This window comes from Bacillus cereus group sp. BfR-BA-01331 (assembly GCF_022663915.1).
GTDB lineage: Bacteria > Bacillota > Bacilli > Bacillales > Bacillaceae_G > Bacillus_A > Bacillus_A mycoides.
This window is the reverse complement of record NZ_JAKUGJ010000010.1, coordinates 145852-161938: the sequence shown is the minus strand read 5'-3', so window position 1 is coordinate 161938 and position 16087 is coordinate 145852. Positions and strand designations below refer to the sequence as shown.

Below are 16087 nucleotides of genomic sequence, written 5' to 3'. Positions count from 1 at the left end.
AAAAGTTGTAAGTTTTTTTGAATGAACTGGATAAATCATAAGGTTATTTCTAACAGAGATGAAGTTTATGTATAGTATAAAAAAAATTATGGGAAAGCTGGGAAAAGAGAGCGTGAGAGGGAGGAAGAAGTCTTGAAAAAGAAAATGATGACGGTATTCACTATTGGAGTAATGAGTTTAAGTATATTAGGGGGTGCCTCTCCTTCTGGAATGAAAAAAGGAAAGACAGATTACACGCAGCGTAGTAAAGAACAATTAAATGATGGGAAAATACATGCAATGCATACGGAAGAAAAAGCGGAAAAGTTAGGCATTGAAACGGATGGGAAAGAACAAATTACGCTAGAAAAAGAAATTCATGAGACTGAGGTAGGAAGAGAAGCAGAACAATTAGGTATTTCGGCAGAAGGAAAAGATGTCGGAACTCTTTCAGAAGAAATCTATGAAACAAAAGTGAAGCAAGAAGCGTCAAAACTAGGCATATCTATAGATAATACATCGATTGTGAATTTGATTACTCAAATTAATACGATTAAAATTAATGATGAAGCGGATAAATTAGGTATTTCGACAAATGGAAAAGAAATAGAAGACATTGCGGAAGAAATCTATGGAACGAAAGTAAGAGAAGAAGCAGGAAAGTTAGGTATTTCTCAAAAAGGAAAAGAGATGGAAGATTTAGCACAAGAAGTGTACGAACAAAAAGTGCAGGGAGAAGCAAAAAAATATCATATTGATTTATACGGCAAAGATATATATCAAGTATTAAGAGAAATTAATGAACAAAAAGTAGTAGAAATGGCAGATGAGCTTAATATGGATAGAACGAATATAGGCATTCAAGAGCTAGCGGAAAAAATAAAACGAGAACAACCTGAAAAAGGAAATGAATTAAAATTTGTACCGATGATTCAAACAGATGCTGATGCGTTTTATTCGTATTTAACGAATTAAAAAGGGCGTGAGAGTGATACGGAAATGGAAGTGGTATATATGTATGTCCGTACTATGTATAGGGGTATGGGGTGCATATACAAATGGGATTACAGAGTATGTGGAGAAAGTAAAGGGATTACTATTATCAAGTATACAAAGTCAAAAACGAATAGAGTTTAGTAATAACGATGAAAAAGTCATGTTATCAAATGTGCCTTTAATTCAGCAGTTACCAGAGTTAGATAGAGGCTGCGAAGTAACAAGTTTAGCGATGATGTTACAATATGCGGGTGTTTCTATAGATAAGATGAAATTAGCGAGTGACATCAAAAAGGTAGATTTTTTAGACGATGGTGTAAGAGGAAATCCGAATGAAGGATTTGTGGGGAACATTTATACGTTTTCTGAATCGGGATACGGTGTATATCATGGACCGCTTTTTCAATTAGCAAAAAAATATTTACCGAATGAAGCTATAGATTTAACAGGAAAAAGTATAGAAGAAATTTATAAGAGTGTAAAAGCAGGACAACCGGTAGTCATGATTACGAATGCAACATATGCACCGCTAGATGAGGATGAATTCACTATATGGGAAACAAATGGTGGAGATGTTTCTATTACTTATAATGAACATTGTGTTGTTCTTGTTGGATATGATAAGGAGTCTGTATATATTCAAGATCCTCTTAATGATAGTCCGAATATAAGCGTACCGAGGGAGAATTTTGAAAAGGCTTGGATACAGATGGGGAGCCAAGCAATTAGTTATGTGAAAAGTTCAAAGTGAAGTAAGGGAATAAGAGTATACGGATTATAAAGAAGGTTTTGTGAGAAGTGTTTTAAAGAAGAAAAATTGATAAGAAGAAAGAGAACTTCTATGTATGGAAGTTCTCTTATTTTGTAATTTAAACTTTTAAGAATAATTACATATGTAAAAATGCATAATCAGCAAAAAAAAATACGTGTTATTATTATATTTTGTTTCCGAAATTAATCGAGCAGCAGAAACAATGAAAGGTTTAGCTGCGATGAAAATGAAGTAACGAATGCTATTGATGAAATTGCAAAGGCTACAGAAGAACTATAAGAAATGATTAGTAAATTTAAAGTATAATAACAGCAAATAAGTAAGGTGAAAATAATATCACCTTACTTATTTTTATATTCAGTAATTAGGGGAGTCATTAACGGGATGAAAAAAAGAAAAAGACTATGGAATTTATGGAAAACGATTACATTGTTAGTTTGTACAGTTGTAATTTTTTCTTTACTTGTTACAGATATATTAATTAGTCATAATGTAGAGCGGACAACGGAGGATAGCCAGGCAGAGAAAGCGAAAACAATTGCACATATTGTGGCGAATGATTCGATTGTAATCGATGGTTTGATTGGGAAAGCAGATACTTCTGCAATTCAAACGTATACAAATAGAATATTAAAAAACACAGGTGTTCAATTTATTGTCGTTATGGACATGAATGGAATAAGAAAATCACATCCAGATCCTCAAAAAATAGGTCATCATTTTATTGGGGGAGATGAAGGGCCTGCATTGAAAGGAAAGGAACATGTATCGCTAGCAGAAGGAACTTTAGGTATTTCAATGCGAGTGTTTGTACCAATATTTTCTGAAACAGGTGAACAACTTGGCGCGGTGGCCGTTGGTATCTCGGCAGATAATGTAAAAGAGAGAGTTAAGGAAAGTAGACATATTATTTATATCGGTGTCGGAGTTGGAGTATTAGTCGGACTTATAGGAGCAATATTGCTAGCTAGGCATATAAAGAAAAGTTTATTCGGTCTTGAGCCGCACAGGATAGCGAAAATTCTTGAAGAAAGAAATACGATGTTACAATCTGTAAAAGAAGGCATTATTGCTGTAGATAAAGAGGCGAGAGTAACATTAATTAATAATGAAGCGAAACGGCTATTTAAAAAAAGTGGACTGGAAGAAGATTTTATTGGTAAAGATGTTGAGTTGTATATGCCAAATTCGCGTATAAAAGAAGTGTTGCAAACGGGAGAGGTACAATTAAACGAAGAACAAAATATTTATGGAATTACGATTGTGACGAATCGTGTTCCTTTATATGTAAAAGGAGAAATAGTTGGCGCAATTGCAACATTTCGTGATAAAACAGAGATTAGAAAACTAGCCGAGGAACTAACTGGTATTAGGCTATATGCGGAAGCATTACGGGCACAATCTCATGAGTTTATGAATAAGATGCATGTCGTATTAGGGCTTACACATATGAAACAATATGAAGAATTACAAAAGTATATAAGCGGCATGGTATCAGAGCATCAATATGAAATTGGTGGGGTTATGAAAAGAATAAAAAGTCCAGTATTTGCTGGATTTTTACTAGGTAAACTTAGTTATGCTAGGGAGAAAAATATAAAGTTAATTATAAGTGAAGATTCTTACTTGCCGGAAATATATGATGAAAGTATTACTCATGAACTTATTACGATTGTAGGGAACTTAATAGATAATGCATTAGAGGCAGTGATACATTGCAAAAAGAAACAAGTTGAAGTTGGGATACAATATCAGAATACATTAACTATTACAGTGCAAGATACGGGGAAAGGTATAGAAGAAGACGCAGTGGATGCATTATTTACAAAAGGTTATTCCACAAAAGGGGATAATCGCGGTTATGGTTTGTATCTTGTAAAAGAAAGTATACAGCGAATAAATGGGGAAATTTATGTGCAGTCATTGTTAGGAACGGGAACAACAATAACGATTGAAATACCTAAAAGTAGGGATGAGAGATAAAATGATCAAAGTTTTGATTGTAGAAGATGATCCGATGGTTGCGATGTTAAATACGCATTATTTAGAGCAAGTGGGAGGATTTGAGCTTGTCCATGCAGTTAACTCAGTTAAAGAAGCGATACAAGTATTAGAGAAGTCACGAGTAGACTTCATATTACTTGATATTTTTATGCCTGAGGAGACTGGATTTGAGCTTTTAATGTATATTCGAAATCAAGAAAAAGAAATTGATATTATGATGATTTCAGCTGTGCATGATATGGGAAGTATTAAAAAAGCATTACAATATGGAGTTGTAGACTATCTAATTAAACCATTTACATTTGAACGCTTTAAGGAAGCATTAACGGTGTATCGAGAAAAATTTACTTTCATGAAAGAACAACAAAAAATTAGTCAATCGGAACTAGATTCACTAATTTTACAAAAAGACAAAAGAGAGGCTCTTGTTACTAAAGAGCTTCCAAAAGGGTTAACAAAGCAAACGTTGCAACTAATTTGGCAGAAAATCGAATCGCTTCATGGACAAGCGTTCACAACAGATGAGATGGCGCAATTAGTAGGGGTTTCGAGAGTTTCTATTCGAAAGTATGTAATGTTTTTGACTGAAATTGGAGTATTAGAGAATGAAATGGTGTATCAAAATGTGGGAAGACCGGTGAGTAAATTAAGGTGTATTGACCAAAATAAAATAAGTTTTTACGTATAAGCGACTTATTATAAGTCGCTTATACTTTTTTTAATTACAAAACCAATTACAAAACTTACAAAAACTATTTTTACTATTGAAAGCGTTTTAATATTGTTATTAAGAAAACAAGGGGGTGCCATATGGGAATTCAAAAGAATGTGGAAGCGGTATCATTTTCTGAAGGCAATGAATTGAAAAGTGAATCTTTCGCTTCTAAAATTATGAACGTTAAAATCGGTGTTATACCTTTACCGTTATATGTAGTATTGGCTGCTATTATTTATGGAGCATCTGTATATAATAAATTACCAGCAGATATGATTGGTGGTTTTGCAGTTATTATGATCATGGGTATTTTCTTAGGTGACATTGGGATGAGAATTCCAATTTTAAAAAATATCGGTGGTCCAGCAATTCTCTCATTATTTATTCCATCGTTACTTGTATTTTTTAACTGGATGAATCCAGCTTCAATGGAAGCTGCGACTATGTTAATGAAAAAATCGAACTTTTTATATTTATATATTTCTTGTTTAGTAGTTGGAAGTATTTTAGGAATGAACCGGAAAGTGTTAGTACAAGGTTTCGTTCGCATGTTTATTCCTTTAGTAGTAGGAACGTTAGCTTCTGTAGCAGTAGGCTTATTAGTCGGCTCACTATTTGGATTTGAAATGAAGCAGACATTCTTCTTTATCATTGTACCTATTGTGAGTGGTGGTATTGGAGAAGGGATTTTACCATTGTCACTAGCTTACAGCGATATTTTAAACGAATCATCAGCAACGTTTGTATCACAGCTTATTCCGGCAGCTATTATTGGGAATATGTTTGCAATCGTGAGTGCAGGGTATATGAAGCGTTTAGGTGAGAAGAGACCTGAGCTTAGTGGTAACGGTGTATTAGTGAAAACAGATAATCAAGCAGAGTTATTAAAAGAACAAAATACAGAGAAGCCAATTGACTTCTCATTAATGGGAGCAGGTTTATTAATTGCGTGTACGTTCTTCATCTTTGGAGGATTTGCTTCTAAGTTCATCGGTATTCCAGGAGCAATCATTATGATTTTCTCAGCGGCACTTGTGAAATACTTTAAATTAATGCCAGCAAAAATGGAACAAGGAGCATTCCATTTATATAAATTTATTTCAAAGAATTTAACTTGGCCATTAATGGTCGGATTAGGATTGCTATATATTCCGTTAAAAGACGTAGCAGCAGTTCTTTCTGTAGGATATGTTGTTGTTTGTGCATCGGTTGTTCTTACAATGGTAGCGTCAGGTTTTCTTATAGGAAAAGTGATGAAAATGTATCCAGTTGAATCAGCGATTGTAACTGGATGTCATAGCGGTTTAGGTGGAACTGGAGATGTTGCAATTTTATCAGCTTCAAATCGTATGGAATTAATGCCATTTGCGCAAATTTCGACGCGTTTAGGCGGGGCAGCAATGGTTGTAACAGCGACAATCTTATTAACAATGTTTTCATGATCAAACAAGCTAGCTATATTCATATAGCTAGCTTGTCAAATTAAGGGGAGATTATAAGTATGTTAGAAAATCAAATTAATGAAAGATCATTGTTATTGCATAAAGAGTTAGTAGGGAAAATTGAGATTACAAGTAAGGTAGAAGTAAATACAGCGGATGATTTAAGCCTGACTTATACACCAGGTGTAGCGGAGTCTTGCAAAGCAATTGCGGCAGATGAGGAAACAGCTTATGACTATACAGCACGTGGTAATATGGTTGCAGTTGTTTCAGATGGAACTGCAGTACTTGGTTTAGGGAATATTGGACCGAAAGCGGCTATGCCTGTTATGGAAGGGAAAAGTATTTTATTTAAGACATTTGCGAATGTAGATGCTTTCCCGTTATGTTTAGGGACGACTGATGTGGATGAAATCGTTACCCTTGTTAAAAATTTAGAGCCTACATTTGCAGGAATTAATTTAGAAGATATTGCAGCACCACGTTGCTTTGAAATTGAAAGACGATTAAAAGAAGAAACGAATATTCCTGTATTCCATGATGATCAACATGGGACGGCTATTGTCGTTTTAGCAGCTGTTATTAATGCACTAAAAGTTGTAAGTAAACAAATGGACGATGTGAAAATTGTTATTAACGGTGCGGGTTCGGCAGGAATTGCAATTGGAAAATTATTATTAAAAGCTGGCGCAAAACACATTACGTTAGTTAGTTTAGAAGGTATTGTTTGTGAAGGTGAAACATGGATGAACGAAGCGCAAATCGAAGTTTCAAAGAAGACAAACCGAGAATATGTACGTGGAACATTAAAGGAAGCGATTCATCAAGCTGATATTTTCATCGGTGTATCTGCTCCAAACGTATTAACGAAAGAACTTATACAGACGATGAACGAGGAACAAATTGTGTTTGCAATGGCGAATCCAATCCCAGAAATATTCCCAGAGGACGCATTAGCAGCTGGGGCAGCTGTAGTAGGAACTGGACGTTCTGATTATTCGAATCAAGTAAATAATGTATTGGCGTTCCCTGGAATATTCCGTGGTGCGTTAGATGTTCGTGCGACTGATATTACAGAAGAGATGAAATTAGCGGCAGCATATGGGATCGCTAACATAATTACGGACGAAGAGCGTAATGCGAATTATGTAATTCCAAATCCATTAGATAAAAGAGTTGTTCCAAGTGTTGCAGAAGCGGTAGCAAAAGCAGCCATTGATTCAGGAGTGGCGCAAATTACGAAAATGCCAAGTTATAAATAGTCAAAAGCAGCGCCTTAAAAAGGCACTGCTTTTTTTGAGATAAGAAATTAAAAAAATGAAGAAGTGTAAATTTATTCAAGCCCCTTTCATTATTTATTTAATTCCATTGCAACTTGTTTACCATTTACTAAAACCTCAGTTACTGCTACGATCACTTCTATCATTTTTTTCATCTCTCATCTCTCCTCGCTTCATTTCTTATTTTAAGTATAAGAGAAGAGAGATAATCCAACTATCGAAGTACGTGACGTAGAAATTACATTGTTGTAAGGAAGTGTTTCAGTTTTGTCACTTTATTCGGCATTGATTACAAATTGATCATAATATTTTTCATTCACATATATGTTTAATACCCATAATCCAGATGAAGGTAGTGACATTACGAGAGGGAGTTCCTTTATGGTTGTATCGACTGTATTTGAAGTAGTCCAAGTTTGTTTGGAAGTTTCTTTTTGAAAGAGTACTGGTGTTGGAGTTGTAGTTCCTTGTTTTAACGCGATAATAGATAGTTTTCCAGTTGGCATTTCAGGATCCAGGAAGAACCACATTATTTCATTTTGCTCATTTGCGATAATAGAGCTATCAGCCATTGCAATTTTTCTTTCAATGCCTTTTAACGGTATTTTTCCTTCTACGAATGATGGTGCTTCTTCCCAATTTACATCTTTTAAGACACTAAGGTGAAAAAAGGAAGGTGCGTTAATTTGAGAGGATGACGTTTCTATTACTTCTTTTTTAGGTGCATTTGAATCGGGTTGCATTTGCGCGCAGCCAGTAATGAGGAAGGAGAAAAGTAGCATAGTTCCGATTTTTTTCATAGTGCCACACTCCTAATTTTTATTGTTAGTGTAATTGTATTTGCTAGCAGGCGGGACAATTCCTTTAAATCATAAAAAGAGGTCGTAAGTTTTGTACGACCTCTTTTGACATTTTCTATCCCGCATTAACTGCCCGTAAACGTCCGATTGGTGCGGGCTAATAATCAGTGGGGATGAACAAAACCTCCACTGATTAAAGTTTCACTTTATATTTGCTCAGTTGAAAAGGTTGGTTCTCTCTCTTTTTGAGGCATTGTTAAGAAAATAACAGAAAGAACAATACATACTCCGCCTAATAATTGATATGCTCCAAAAGACTCATTAAGCCAAGCGATTGAAACGATGGCAGCTACAAGTGGTTCAATGCTAGATAAAATACTTGTTTCTGTTGCTGCTAAATATTTAAGACTCCCGATATAAAGAAGGAAAGAAAGAGTGCCACTTATAATGATAAGAATAAGCATAGAAAAAGTTTGAAGTGTGAAAGTTTGCAAAATCTGATTCCACCCAAAAGAACGATTACAAATAAGCAGTGCAATCCCTCCAATTAACATCCCCCAGCCAATTACTATAGTTGTTCCGCATTCTTTAATAAGAGAAGCCGGATGAAGGGTATAAAACGCAAAACCAATCGCTGTTAACAGGCCGAAAGTAATAGCTGCTTTAGATAAAACAATATTTTCAATTGAACCGTTTGTAATAATAAAGTATGTCCCTGTTAGAGCAGTTATAATTGCGAGTATTTGCATAGAAGCAGGGAATTTCTTTTGCTCAAACGCAACGTAAATGGTAATAAGAACAGGACCTAGAAATTGAAATAGTGTTGCCGTGACCGCATTACTAATATGAACTGTTTCGATAAAAGCGTACTGCGCACCAAGCATGCCAAGAATAGAGAAAATAATAAGCTGTATAGAATGTCTAGGGTGTTTCCAAATTTGAAATATGTTTTGTTTCTTTATTAGTAAGAAAGACAAAATAAATATTCCTGCAAGCAACAAGCGAATTGTTAAAAAATCAAGTGATGATACGTTAGTATGTTGAAATAGCCATTGAATCATCGGTCCAGATAATCCCCATAATGTGGCTCCTGTAATAATCATAATAAGTCCAATACGTCTACTTTTGTTCATTATCATGCATCTCCTCTCTAGTATTTGATTATTAATGCGTTACATGATAAAAGGAATTATATAGAACTTCTGATACTGTAAAAAGTATCAGTTATGTGTTTTTGAAAGGGGTCAGTTATTGTGTTAGAATTAACGCCTAATTTGAATGCAAATAGTAAGACAGCATTGTATGTACAATTGTATGAGTATATAAAAAAAGAGATTAAAGATGGAACGATTCCGGCCTTTACGAAATTACCGGCTAAGAGGAAGCTGGCGACATATTTACAAGTGAGTAAAAATACAGTTGAAGCTGCTTATGAGCAACTTCTTGCCGAAGGATATATTGAGTCGATTTCTAGAAAAGGTTATTTTGTATGTGAAATCGAGCAAATGATTCATGTGGAAGGCAGTGAAGAGGTAATAGGAGAAGCGCCTTTTCAAGATAAGGAGTATAAATTTGACTTCACTCAAACGGGTGTGGATACTAGTACTTTTCCGTTTCATGTATATCGAAAAATTACAAACGAGGTATGGCAATTAGAGAATAAAGAATTACTTTTTCTTGGACATCCACAAGGTGAAGTGAGCTTGCGTGAAGAAATAGCGAGCTATATATATGAATCAAGAGGTGTGCGATGTTCGGCTAGTCAAATTGTAATCGGAGCTGGTACGCAAATATTAGTGAAGTTGTTATTTCAATTGTTAAAAGGAAGTGGTTATGCAGTTGAAAATCCAGGCTACCACCGAAAGATGGTTGTTTTCGAGCAGGGTGAACAAAATGTTCAAATGTTATCTTTAGATAAAGATGGTATTTGTATTTCAGAGTTAGAAAATAGTTCAGCTAATATTGTGTTTGTTACACCTTCGCATCAGTTTCCTTGCGGGATGATTATGCCAATTACGAGAAGACTGCAGCTGTTACAATGGGCGGAAAAAGAAGAAGGAAGATATATTATTGAGGATGATTATGATAGTGAATTTCGCTATTCAGGAAAGCCAATTCCAGCGCTGCAAGGTTTAGATAGAGATGGGAAAGTTATTTATATGGGGACGCTGTCTAAAGCGCTATTGCCATCATTACGGATGAGTTACATGGTGTTACCAAAATCCCTTATTAAGCAGTATCAAGAGCAATATTTATTTTACACACAAAGCGTTTCAAGAATGGATCAAGAGATCATTAGGAAATTTTTAAATGACGGGCATTGGGAAAAACATATTCATAAAATGCGTGTTGTGTACCGAAAGAAGAGAGACCGTCTTGTTTCGGTATTAGAAAAATATTTTTCTAATCGCATTGAAGTAATAGGGGAAGATTCCGGCCTACATATTTTATTAAAAGTGCATAATGGGATGGAAGAGAAAGAATTAATGGAAGTTGCAGCTGAAAGGAGTATTAAAGTGTATCCTGCTTCGATATATTATAAGGAAGGGACTTCTCCCAAAAGTACAGTATTGCTTGGATTTGCGACTTTATTAGAGGAAGAAATTGAAGAGGCCATTCAATTATTATATACAGCATGGTTTACAAGAAAGTAAAAAAACATCCTCATAAATGGAGGATGTTTTTTTATTATTTTTCTTCATCTAGGAAAAGAACCATATGCTCTTCATCCCAATATTGTCCGTTATATTTTAATGAACGTTCTTGCACACCAAATGTCTTAAAGCCTAATGACTCATAAAGTTTTTTTGCACCATCGTTTCCGACAACAACATCAAGCATAACTTGCTCTACTTCTAAAGATTTAGCAAGCTCAAGACATTCTTTAATAAGTGCTTTTCCCGCTCCAAGTCCGCGTGCTTTTGGAGACACGTATACTGAACCGATTTTTGCTTTATGTTCTTGTTTTACATATGGTTTCGTTTCCAGTGTTGCAACTCCGATTAAAGTGCCATCTTTAAATGCACCTAGCGTATAGTTCTCATCTTGTGCTAATTTTTGGGCTTTATATTCAATAGCACACTCTTTATTAATAATATCTTCATAAGAAGAGCTGAAAGCTTCCGGATTTTGTTTTAATCCTTCTACTCGAAGTTCTAAGTAAATTTCTGCTTCGTCTTTTGTTAATACATGGATATCCAATTGTATCACCCTCCAAATCTTTGACAGTTATACCTATATTTTATATTGAAATAAGAATAATTTCAAAAGCTTAGCTTATATGAGCTGGTTTTATAAATAAAATAGCACCAGTAGTGTTGACTACTACTGGTGATTTCACGCATATATTATTCAAATGGTAATTCAATTATAAATTCTGTTCCGACTTCTACTTCACTTTTAACTTCAATAGAACCATTATGAAGTTCTACAATTTCTTTTGCAACAGCCAGTCCGATACCTTTTCCACCTGTAGCTCGTGTTCTAGATTTATCGACACGATAAAAGCGATCGAAAATGTGTGGGATATCTTCTTCAGGAATACCTTCACCTTCATCTTGTATACTTATTGTAAAAGTATTCGCACTGGCTACTAGTACACGTATTGTTATAGAAGTGTTTTCTAGCGAATGTTGATAAGCATTATGCAATAAATTTAACATCACTTGTTCCATACGCCTTTCATCTATACAAACTTCTAAATCATTTTTACAGTATACATGAATTTGCATTTGTTTGTTCGTTAATGTTGTTTTTGTTTTTTCAACCATGCGTTCTAAAAATGGCCTCAGGAGCATTTTTTGTTTTTTAATAACGAATTGATGTTGCTCTAATTGTACGAGCATAAATAAATCTTGTACGAGATCAGTTACACTATCCGTTTCGTCTTCAATGATTTGTAAGTATTCTTCACGTTCTTCTTTCGTTAGAGAATCTCTTTTTGCTACCTTTGCATAACCTTTCATATAGGTTAATGGAGTTAGTAATTCATGCGCTACACTAGCGAGAAATTCGTTTCGTTCTTTTTTCATATACGTAAGTTCACTAGATAAATCTTCAATCGTTTTTGCTAAGCTTCCAAGTTCATCATTTCGTTTAATTCCTAATTGAATCGGCTTATTTAATTTCGACATTTTTTCTGTCGCCCGCTTCATTTTTATAAGCGGTTCTGTAATAACACGAGAAAAAACAAAGACAGAAATAGTTGTTAAAATAAGTGTTAAAATACTCACGATAATGAATTGATCCATGAGTTTAAGTAGCATATTTTCTAAGAAGGATGTTTTTAATAACATATGTAAGTTACCTTGAAATCCATTTATTTCAAGTGGGCTTACTGTTGAGATGAATTTCGATTTTTTCCAGTTTTTTTCTACAATCAACCCACTTTTAGGAATAGTTTCCGTTTTACAAGTAAGTTGTTTTTGCATTTCTTTCGTTACGGGTTCTGAGGTGGAAATGATTTTGCCGTTATTGTCAGTTATAATGATAGTGATATCGGTATTAGCAATTAATTCTGATCCAATTAATTCTTCAGCTGCATGCTCGATAGTGAATTCTTGATACCAAGGGCGTTTAGGACGTTCGGTGTTTGGAGTTTGTTTAGAATGTTCATTCCATTTTGCTCGGTTTACAATTTTGTCACGATACCGATTGCCTTTCTCTAATAGAGCAACGGTTTCCTCTTCAACCCGCATTTTTGAAAGACTTTTATAAAAAGATACGAAAGCAATTGTCTCAATACATAAAGCTAATATTAAAAAGTATGTCCCAACTTTAAGGGAAAGTTTGCTCATTTTCTCACCATACCTTATTTCATATAAAGTGAAACTTTAATCAGTGGGGTTTTATCAATCCCCACTGACCGAAGTAATTATTCACTTTTCCATTTATATCCGACTTTATAGACGGTTTCTAAGTAATCTTCAACTGGAAATTCTTTTTTGCGTAATTTATCACGGATATTACGAATATGTGAATCGATAGTTCTGTATTCGATGTCTGTTTGATATCCCCAAATTTTTTCAATTAAATCATCACGGCTGTAAGCGCGGTTTGTATTTTGTAAAAAGAGTCCAAGTAACGAGAATTCAATAGGAGTTAGTGAGATTCTTTCACCATAAACGGTAACAGTATGTTTCGTTTTATCCCACTCAATACCATTGAAGCTAACAAATCCGTCTTTCTTCGTACGGCGTAATATGGCCTCAATTCGTGCGACTAATACATGCTCATCAAATGGTTTTGTAATATAGTCATCTGCTCCCATGGTCAGGCCTTTGACCATATCATAATTTTGGTTGCGAGCTGTTAGCATAATAATTGGAACGTTGGAAACTTGACGGATTTGATAGCAAGTATCCCACCCATCCATATTCGGCATCATAACATCTAATAAAATAATATCGAAGTCCTTTTGTTCGATTAATTCTAGCGCTTCAAGGCCAGAAGTAGCTTTCATACAAAAATAGCCACGAGGGCTTAAGAACAAATCTAACAATCGTAACATACGTTCTTCATCGTCTACTAATAAAATTTTCACCATAATCTTGTGCACCCCAAACTATTCATTCTACTTGTATAGTTTACATGAAAATAATAAAAAACTCTTTTTATGTGATTGAATGGATGGCTGATTTTTTCAATCAGGGCAATTGACATAAAAAATGCACTAGTTTTGCACAACTATTTTTTATAATAGAAAACGTAGCGACACAAATACCCTATGTTGCGACATAACGTCATGTCATTTTATTTATAAAATGACAATTCCATTCTATTGTGTATGTGAGATAGAGAGGGTTTTCGTATTCACCTCGCATCGGATAAGAAAAATTTCCTATCTCACACTTTTTTTAATATAAAGGGGATTGTACACATGAGTAAAAAAGTAGAACTTTTACAAAAAGAAAAGCAAGATCGTAATGCGATTGTAATGTGTGTTGCGGTATCTATGCTTATTATGATAAGTTGTGTAAATAAATTTTTCGGGATTTTATAATAGAAAAAAAGCTTATTGCTTCTTAAGAAGCAATAAGCTTTTTTAATGTGTTCTATATAATAAACCAAGGTAGAATTGCCAGTCCAGAAGTTACAATTGCTGTAGCAAATATTAAAAAGATAGCTTGTTTGTTTTGTTTCATGTTACATTCTCCTCTACATATCAATTGCATGCTATACGTTCATTTAATAATTAGCGGGAGACGGATCCTCCTCGCTGAGTGAAGTTTCACTTTATATTTTTAGTATAACGAATGGAAAGGATTGGAACGATCGATAAAGGTGACATGAAGATTACATTGTTGTAATGAAAAAAGCATCTTAATTAATAAGAAGATGCTTTTGAAAAATTATATTAAAATGTTAATTGTTTAAGAATAAAACCATATGCTCTTCGTCCCAATATTGACCATTATGTTTTAAGGACCGTTCTTGCACACCGTAAGTTTGGAAGCCGAGGGACTCATATAATTTTTTTGCAGCAGTGTTATCAGCGACAACATCAAGCATAAGCTGTTCTACATGTAATTTATCGGCATTTTCAATAATCGCTTTAATTAAAGCTCGTCCTGCACCGAGGCCACGCGCTTTTGGAGAAACAAAAACTGAGCCGATTTTTGCCTTATGCTCTTGCTTAATAAATGGCTTTGTTTCTAGAGTAGCAATACCGATTAAATCATTATCTTTGAAGACACCTAGAGTATACTTATCCGGATTGCTTAATCGCTTTGCCATAGCAGCGACAGGGTTTTCCTGTTTAAGAACATCTTCATAAGAAGAGCTAAAAGCCTCAGGGTTTTTCATTAAACCTTCCATACACACTTTCAAATAAATTTCTGCATCCTCTGTTGTTAATAAGCGAATTTCCATAGTTGTAACCTCCTAGATTGATTCAAATTTAATTCATTAACTTTGTAAGATTAAGTTTAGTTAAATGTATTCTGTGACTATTCTTTCTTAATTTGTAAAAGAATGAAAAGATTATGCTACTATGTTTTCATTTTATTTATGTAATGAAATTATATATTAACTTTATTAACTATTCAAGGTTTTAATATGTTACATTTTCATAACTAAAATTCCCGCTTTGTAAAGGAGTCATTTTTATCCAACTATTCGTGGGAGTCGGATTGCCCGTAAAAGCCCGATTGGTTGGGCTAATAATCAGTGGGGAGGGGAAACCCTCCACTGATTAAATTTTCACTTTCTTTTACGTATTCAATCGTTTATTTTGTAGCCATCGATTCGTTCCGGATGTGTATAAATATTGCAAGATCCATTTCGAATAAATCCTACTACGGTAATACCTAAATCGTGGGCGAGTTGCAGAGCTAGTTTAGTTGGAGCTGATTTAGATAGAACAATTTCGCAACCTATTTTTGAAACCTTTAACAAAATTTCAGATGAGATGCGTCCGCTAAACGCAATGATTTTCCCTTGAACAGAGATATTGTTTCGTAAACAATGACCGTATATTTTATCTAGCGCATTATGTCTTCCGATATCCATTCTTGATAAAAGAATGTTATTTCGATCACATAAAGCGGTATTATGCACACCACCCGTTTGGCGAAATGTAGTTGAAGATTGTTGTAAGGAAGTCATTAGGTGAAAACATTCTTCCGGAGTAATAGTTATATGTATATCATGTAACTTTTTTGCTTTTGCTGCATCGTTGACGAAAACAAAACCTTGTCTACTTTTCCCGCAGCAAGAAGTTACGTACCGTTTATTATATAAAGTTTGATAGAGCGGATTAATTTTTGATGATTTTACATGGACAATTCCGTTTTCTTTTTGGATCCATAATTCTTCAATATCTTTATAAGAAGAAATAATTCCTTCAGAAATTAAAAAACCGGTTACCATATCTTCAATGTAATTAGGAGTGCATACAACTGTTACGTATTCTTCGCTATTTAATTTAATTGTAATAGGAGATTCCGTAACAACCTCATCGGTTTGTTTTGAAAATGTACCAGATTGATAACGTACAATTGTATATGTTTCTTGAATAGGCCCCATATTAAATTCCCCTTTATATGTATTTTTCTCCATATTTATCATAAAACATCGAAAAAACAAAAGCATCTACTAAC

The 16087-nt window shown here is 34.3% G+C and carries 15 protein-coding genes; 8 read left to right on the top strand and 7 right to left on the bottom strand.

Translation table 11 applies throughout. From position 1 onward, the window contains the following. Positions 1–132: 132 nt before the first annotated feature. The 6 genes from MR155_RS19120 (at position 133) to MR155_RS19095 (ending at position 7170) form a co-directional block, all read left to right on the top strand. The gene (locus tag MR155_RS19120; RefSeq protein ID WP_242310855.1) at positions 133–954 is read left to right on the top strand and encodes a transporter; all 822 of its coding nucleotides are present in this window, start codon (positions 133–135) and stop codon (positions 952–954) included. Positions 955–997: 43 nt separating this feature from the next. Further along, positions 998–1726, top strand: a complete 729-nt coding sequence (locus MR155_RS19115; RefSeq protein ID WP_242310854.1) for a C39 family peptidase — start codon at positions 998–1000, stop codon at positions 1724–1726. Positions 1727–2131: 405 nt separating this feature from the next. Then, on the top strand, positions 2132–3730 hold the full coding sequence (locus tag MR155_RS19110; RefSeq protein WP_219300277.1) for a sensor histidine kinase: 1599 nt from the start codon (positions 2132–2134) through the stop codon (positions 3728–3730). 1 nt (position 3731) lies between these two features. Continuing rightward, entirely contained in the window at positions 3732–4439 is a 708-nt protein-coding gene (locus tag MR155_RS19105; RefSeq protein ID WP_219300275.1) for a response regulator, read from the top strand. Positions 4440–4561: 122 nt separating this feature from the next. Next, positions 4562–5908 carry a 2-hydroxycarboxylate transporter family protein gene (locus MR155_RS19100; RefSeq protein ID WP_016093372.1) on the top strand — a complete coding sequence of 449 codons (1347 nt, stop codon included), beginning with the start codon at positions 4562–4564 and terminating at the stop codon, positions 5906–5908. A gap of 59 nt (positions 5909–5967) precedes the next feature. Next, a complete protein-coding gene (locus MR155_RS19095; protein WP_219300272.1) occupies positions 5968–7170 on the top strand; it encodes an NAD(P)-dependent malic enzyme in 1203 nt (400 codons plus the stop codon). Positions 7171–7463: 293 nt separating this feature from the next. Here the strand turns inward: MR155_RS19095 and MR155_RS19090 are convergent, their stop codons facing one another. After that, the gene (locus tag MR155_RS19090) at positions 7464–7988 is read right to left on the bottom strand and encodes a DUF4871 domain-containing protein (protein ID WP_113937871.1); all 525 of its coding nucleotides are present in this window, start codon (positions 7986–7988) and stop codon (positions 7464–7466) included. 206 nt (positions 7989–8194) lie between these two features. Next, positions 8195–9121, bottom strand: a complete 927-nt coding sequence (locus MR155_RS19085) for a DMT family transporter (protein ID WP_242310853.1) — start codon at positions 9119–9121, stop codon at positions 8195–8197. A gap of 120 nt (positions 9122–9241) precedes the next feature. Between MR155_RS19085 and pdxR the strand changes: the two genes are divergently transcribed. Further along, on the top strand, positions 9242–10642 hold the full coding sequence (gene pdxR / locus MR155_RS19080) for a MocR-like pyridoxine biosynthesis transcription factor PdxR (protein WP_242310852.1): 1401 nt from the start codon (positions 9242–9244) through the stop codon (positions 10640–10642). A 34-nt stretch (positions 10643–10676) separates the two neighbouring features. Here the strand turns inward: pdxR and MR155_RS19075 are convergent, their stop codons facing one another. The 3 genes from MR155_RS19075 to MR155_RS19065 form a co-directional block, all read right to left on the bottom strand. Further along, positions 10677–11189, bottom strand: coding sequence for a GNAT family N-acetyltransferase (locus tag MR155_RS19075; RefSeq protein ID WP_002029700.1), 513 nt, complete (start codon positions 11187–11189; stop codon positions 10677–10679). Positions 11190–11335: 146 nt separating this feature from the next. After that, positions 11336–12784 (bottom strand): sensor histidine kinase, encoded by a 1449-nt coding sequence (locus MR155_RS19070; RefSeq protein ID WP_016093368.1) that lies wholly within the window; start codon positions 12782–12784, stop codon positions 11336–11338. Between the two features lie 77 nt (positions 12785–12861). Further along, complete coding sequence (locus tag MR155_RS19065; RefSeq protein ID WP_242310851.1) at positions 12862–13533, bottom strand: response regulator transcription factor; 672 nt, start codon at positions 13531–13533, stop codon at positions 12862–12864. Between the two features lie 333 nt (positions 13534–13866). Here MR155_RS19065 and MR155_RS31825 point away from each other — a divergent pair, with 333 nt between their 5' ends. After that, positions 13867–13989, top strand: coding sequence for a hypothetical protein (locus tag MR155_RS31825; protein WP_002010441.1), 123 nt, complete (start codon positions 13867–13869; stop codon positions 13987–13989). Between the two features lie 362 nt (positions 13990–14351). Here MR155_RS31825 and MR155_RS19060 read toward each other — a convergent pair whose 3' ends face one another. Together MR155_RS19060 and fdhD are read right to left on the bottom strand one after the other, a co-directional pair. Then, entirely contained in the window at positions 14352–14858 is a 507-nt protein-coding gene (locus MR155_RS19060) for a GNAT family N-acetyltransferase (RefSeq protein WP_002010444.1), read from the bottom strand. A 348-nt stretch (positions 14859–15206) separates the two neighbouring features. Further along, positions 15207–16013: a formate dehydrogenase accessory sulfurtransferase FdhD gene (fdhD, locus tag MR155_RS19055; RefSeq protein ID WP_002125147.1), complete on the bottom strand. Its 807-nt coding sequence runs from the start codon at positions 16011–16013 to the stop codon at positions 15207–15209. Positions 16014–16087: the final 74 nt, after the last annotated feature.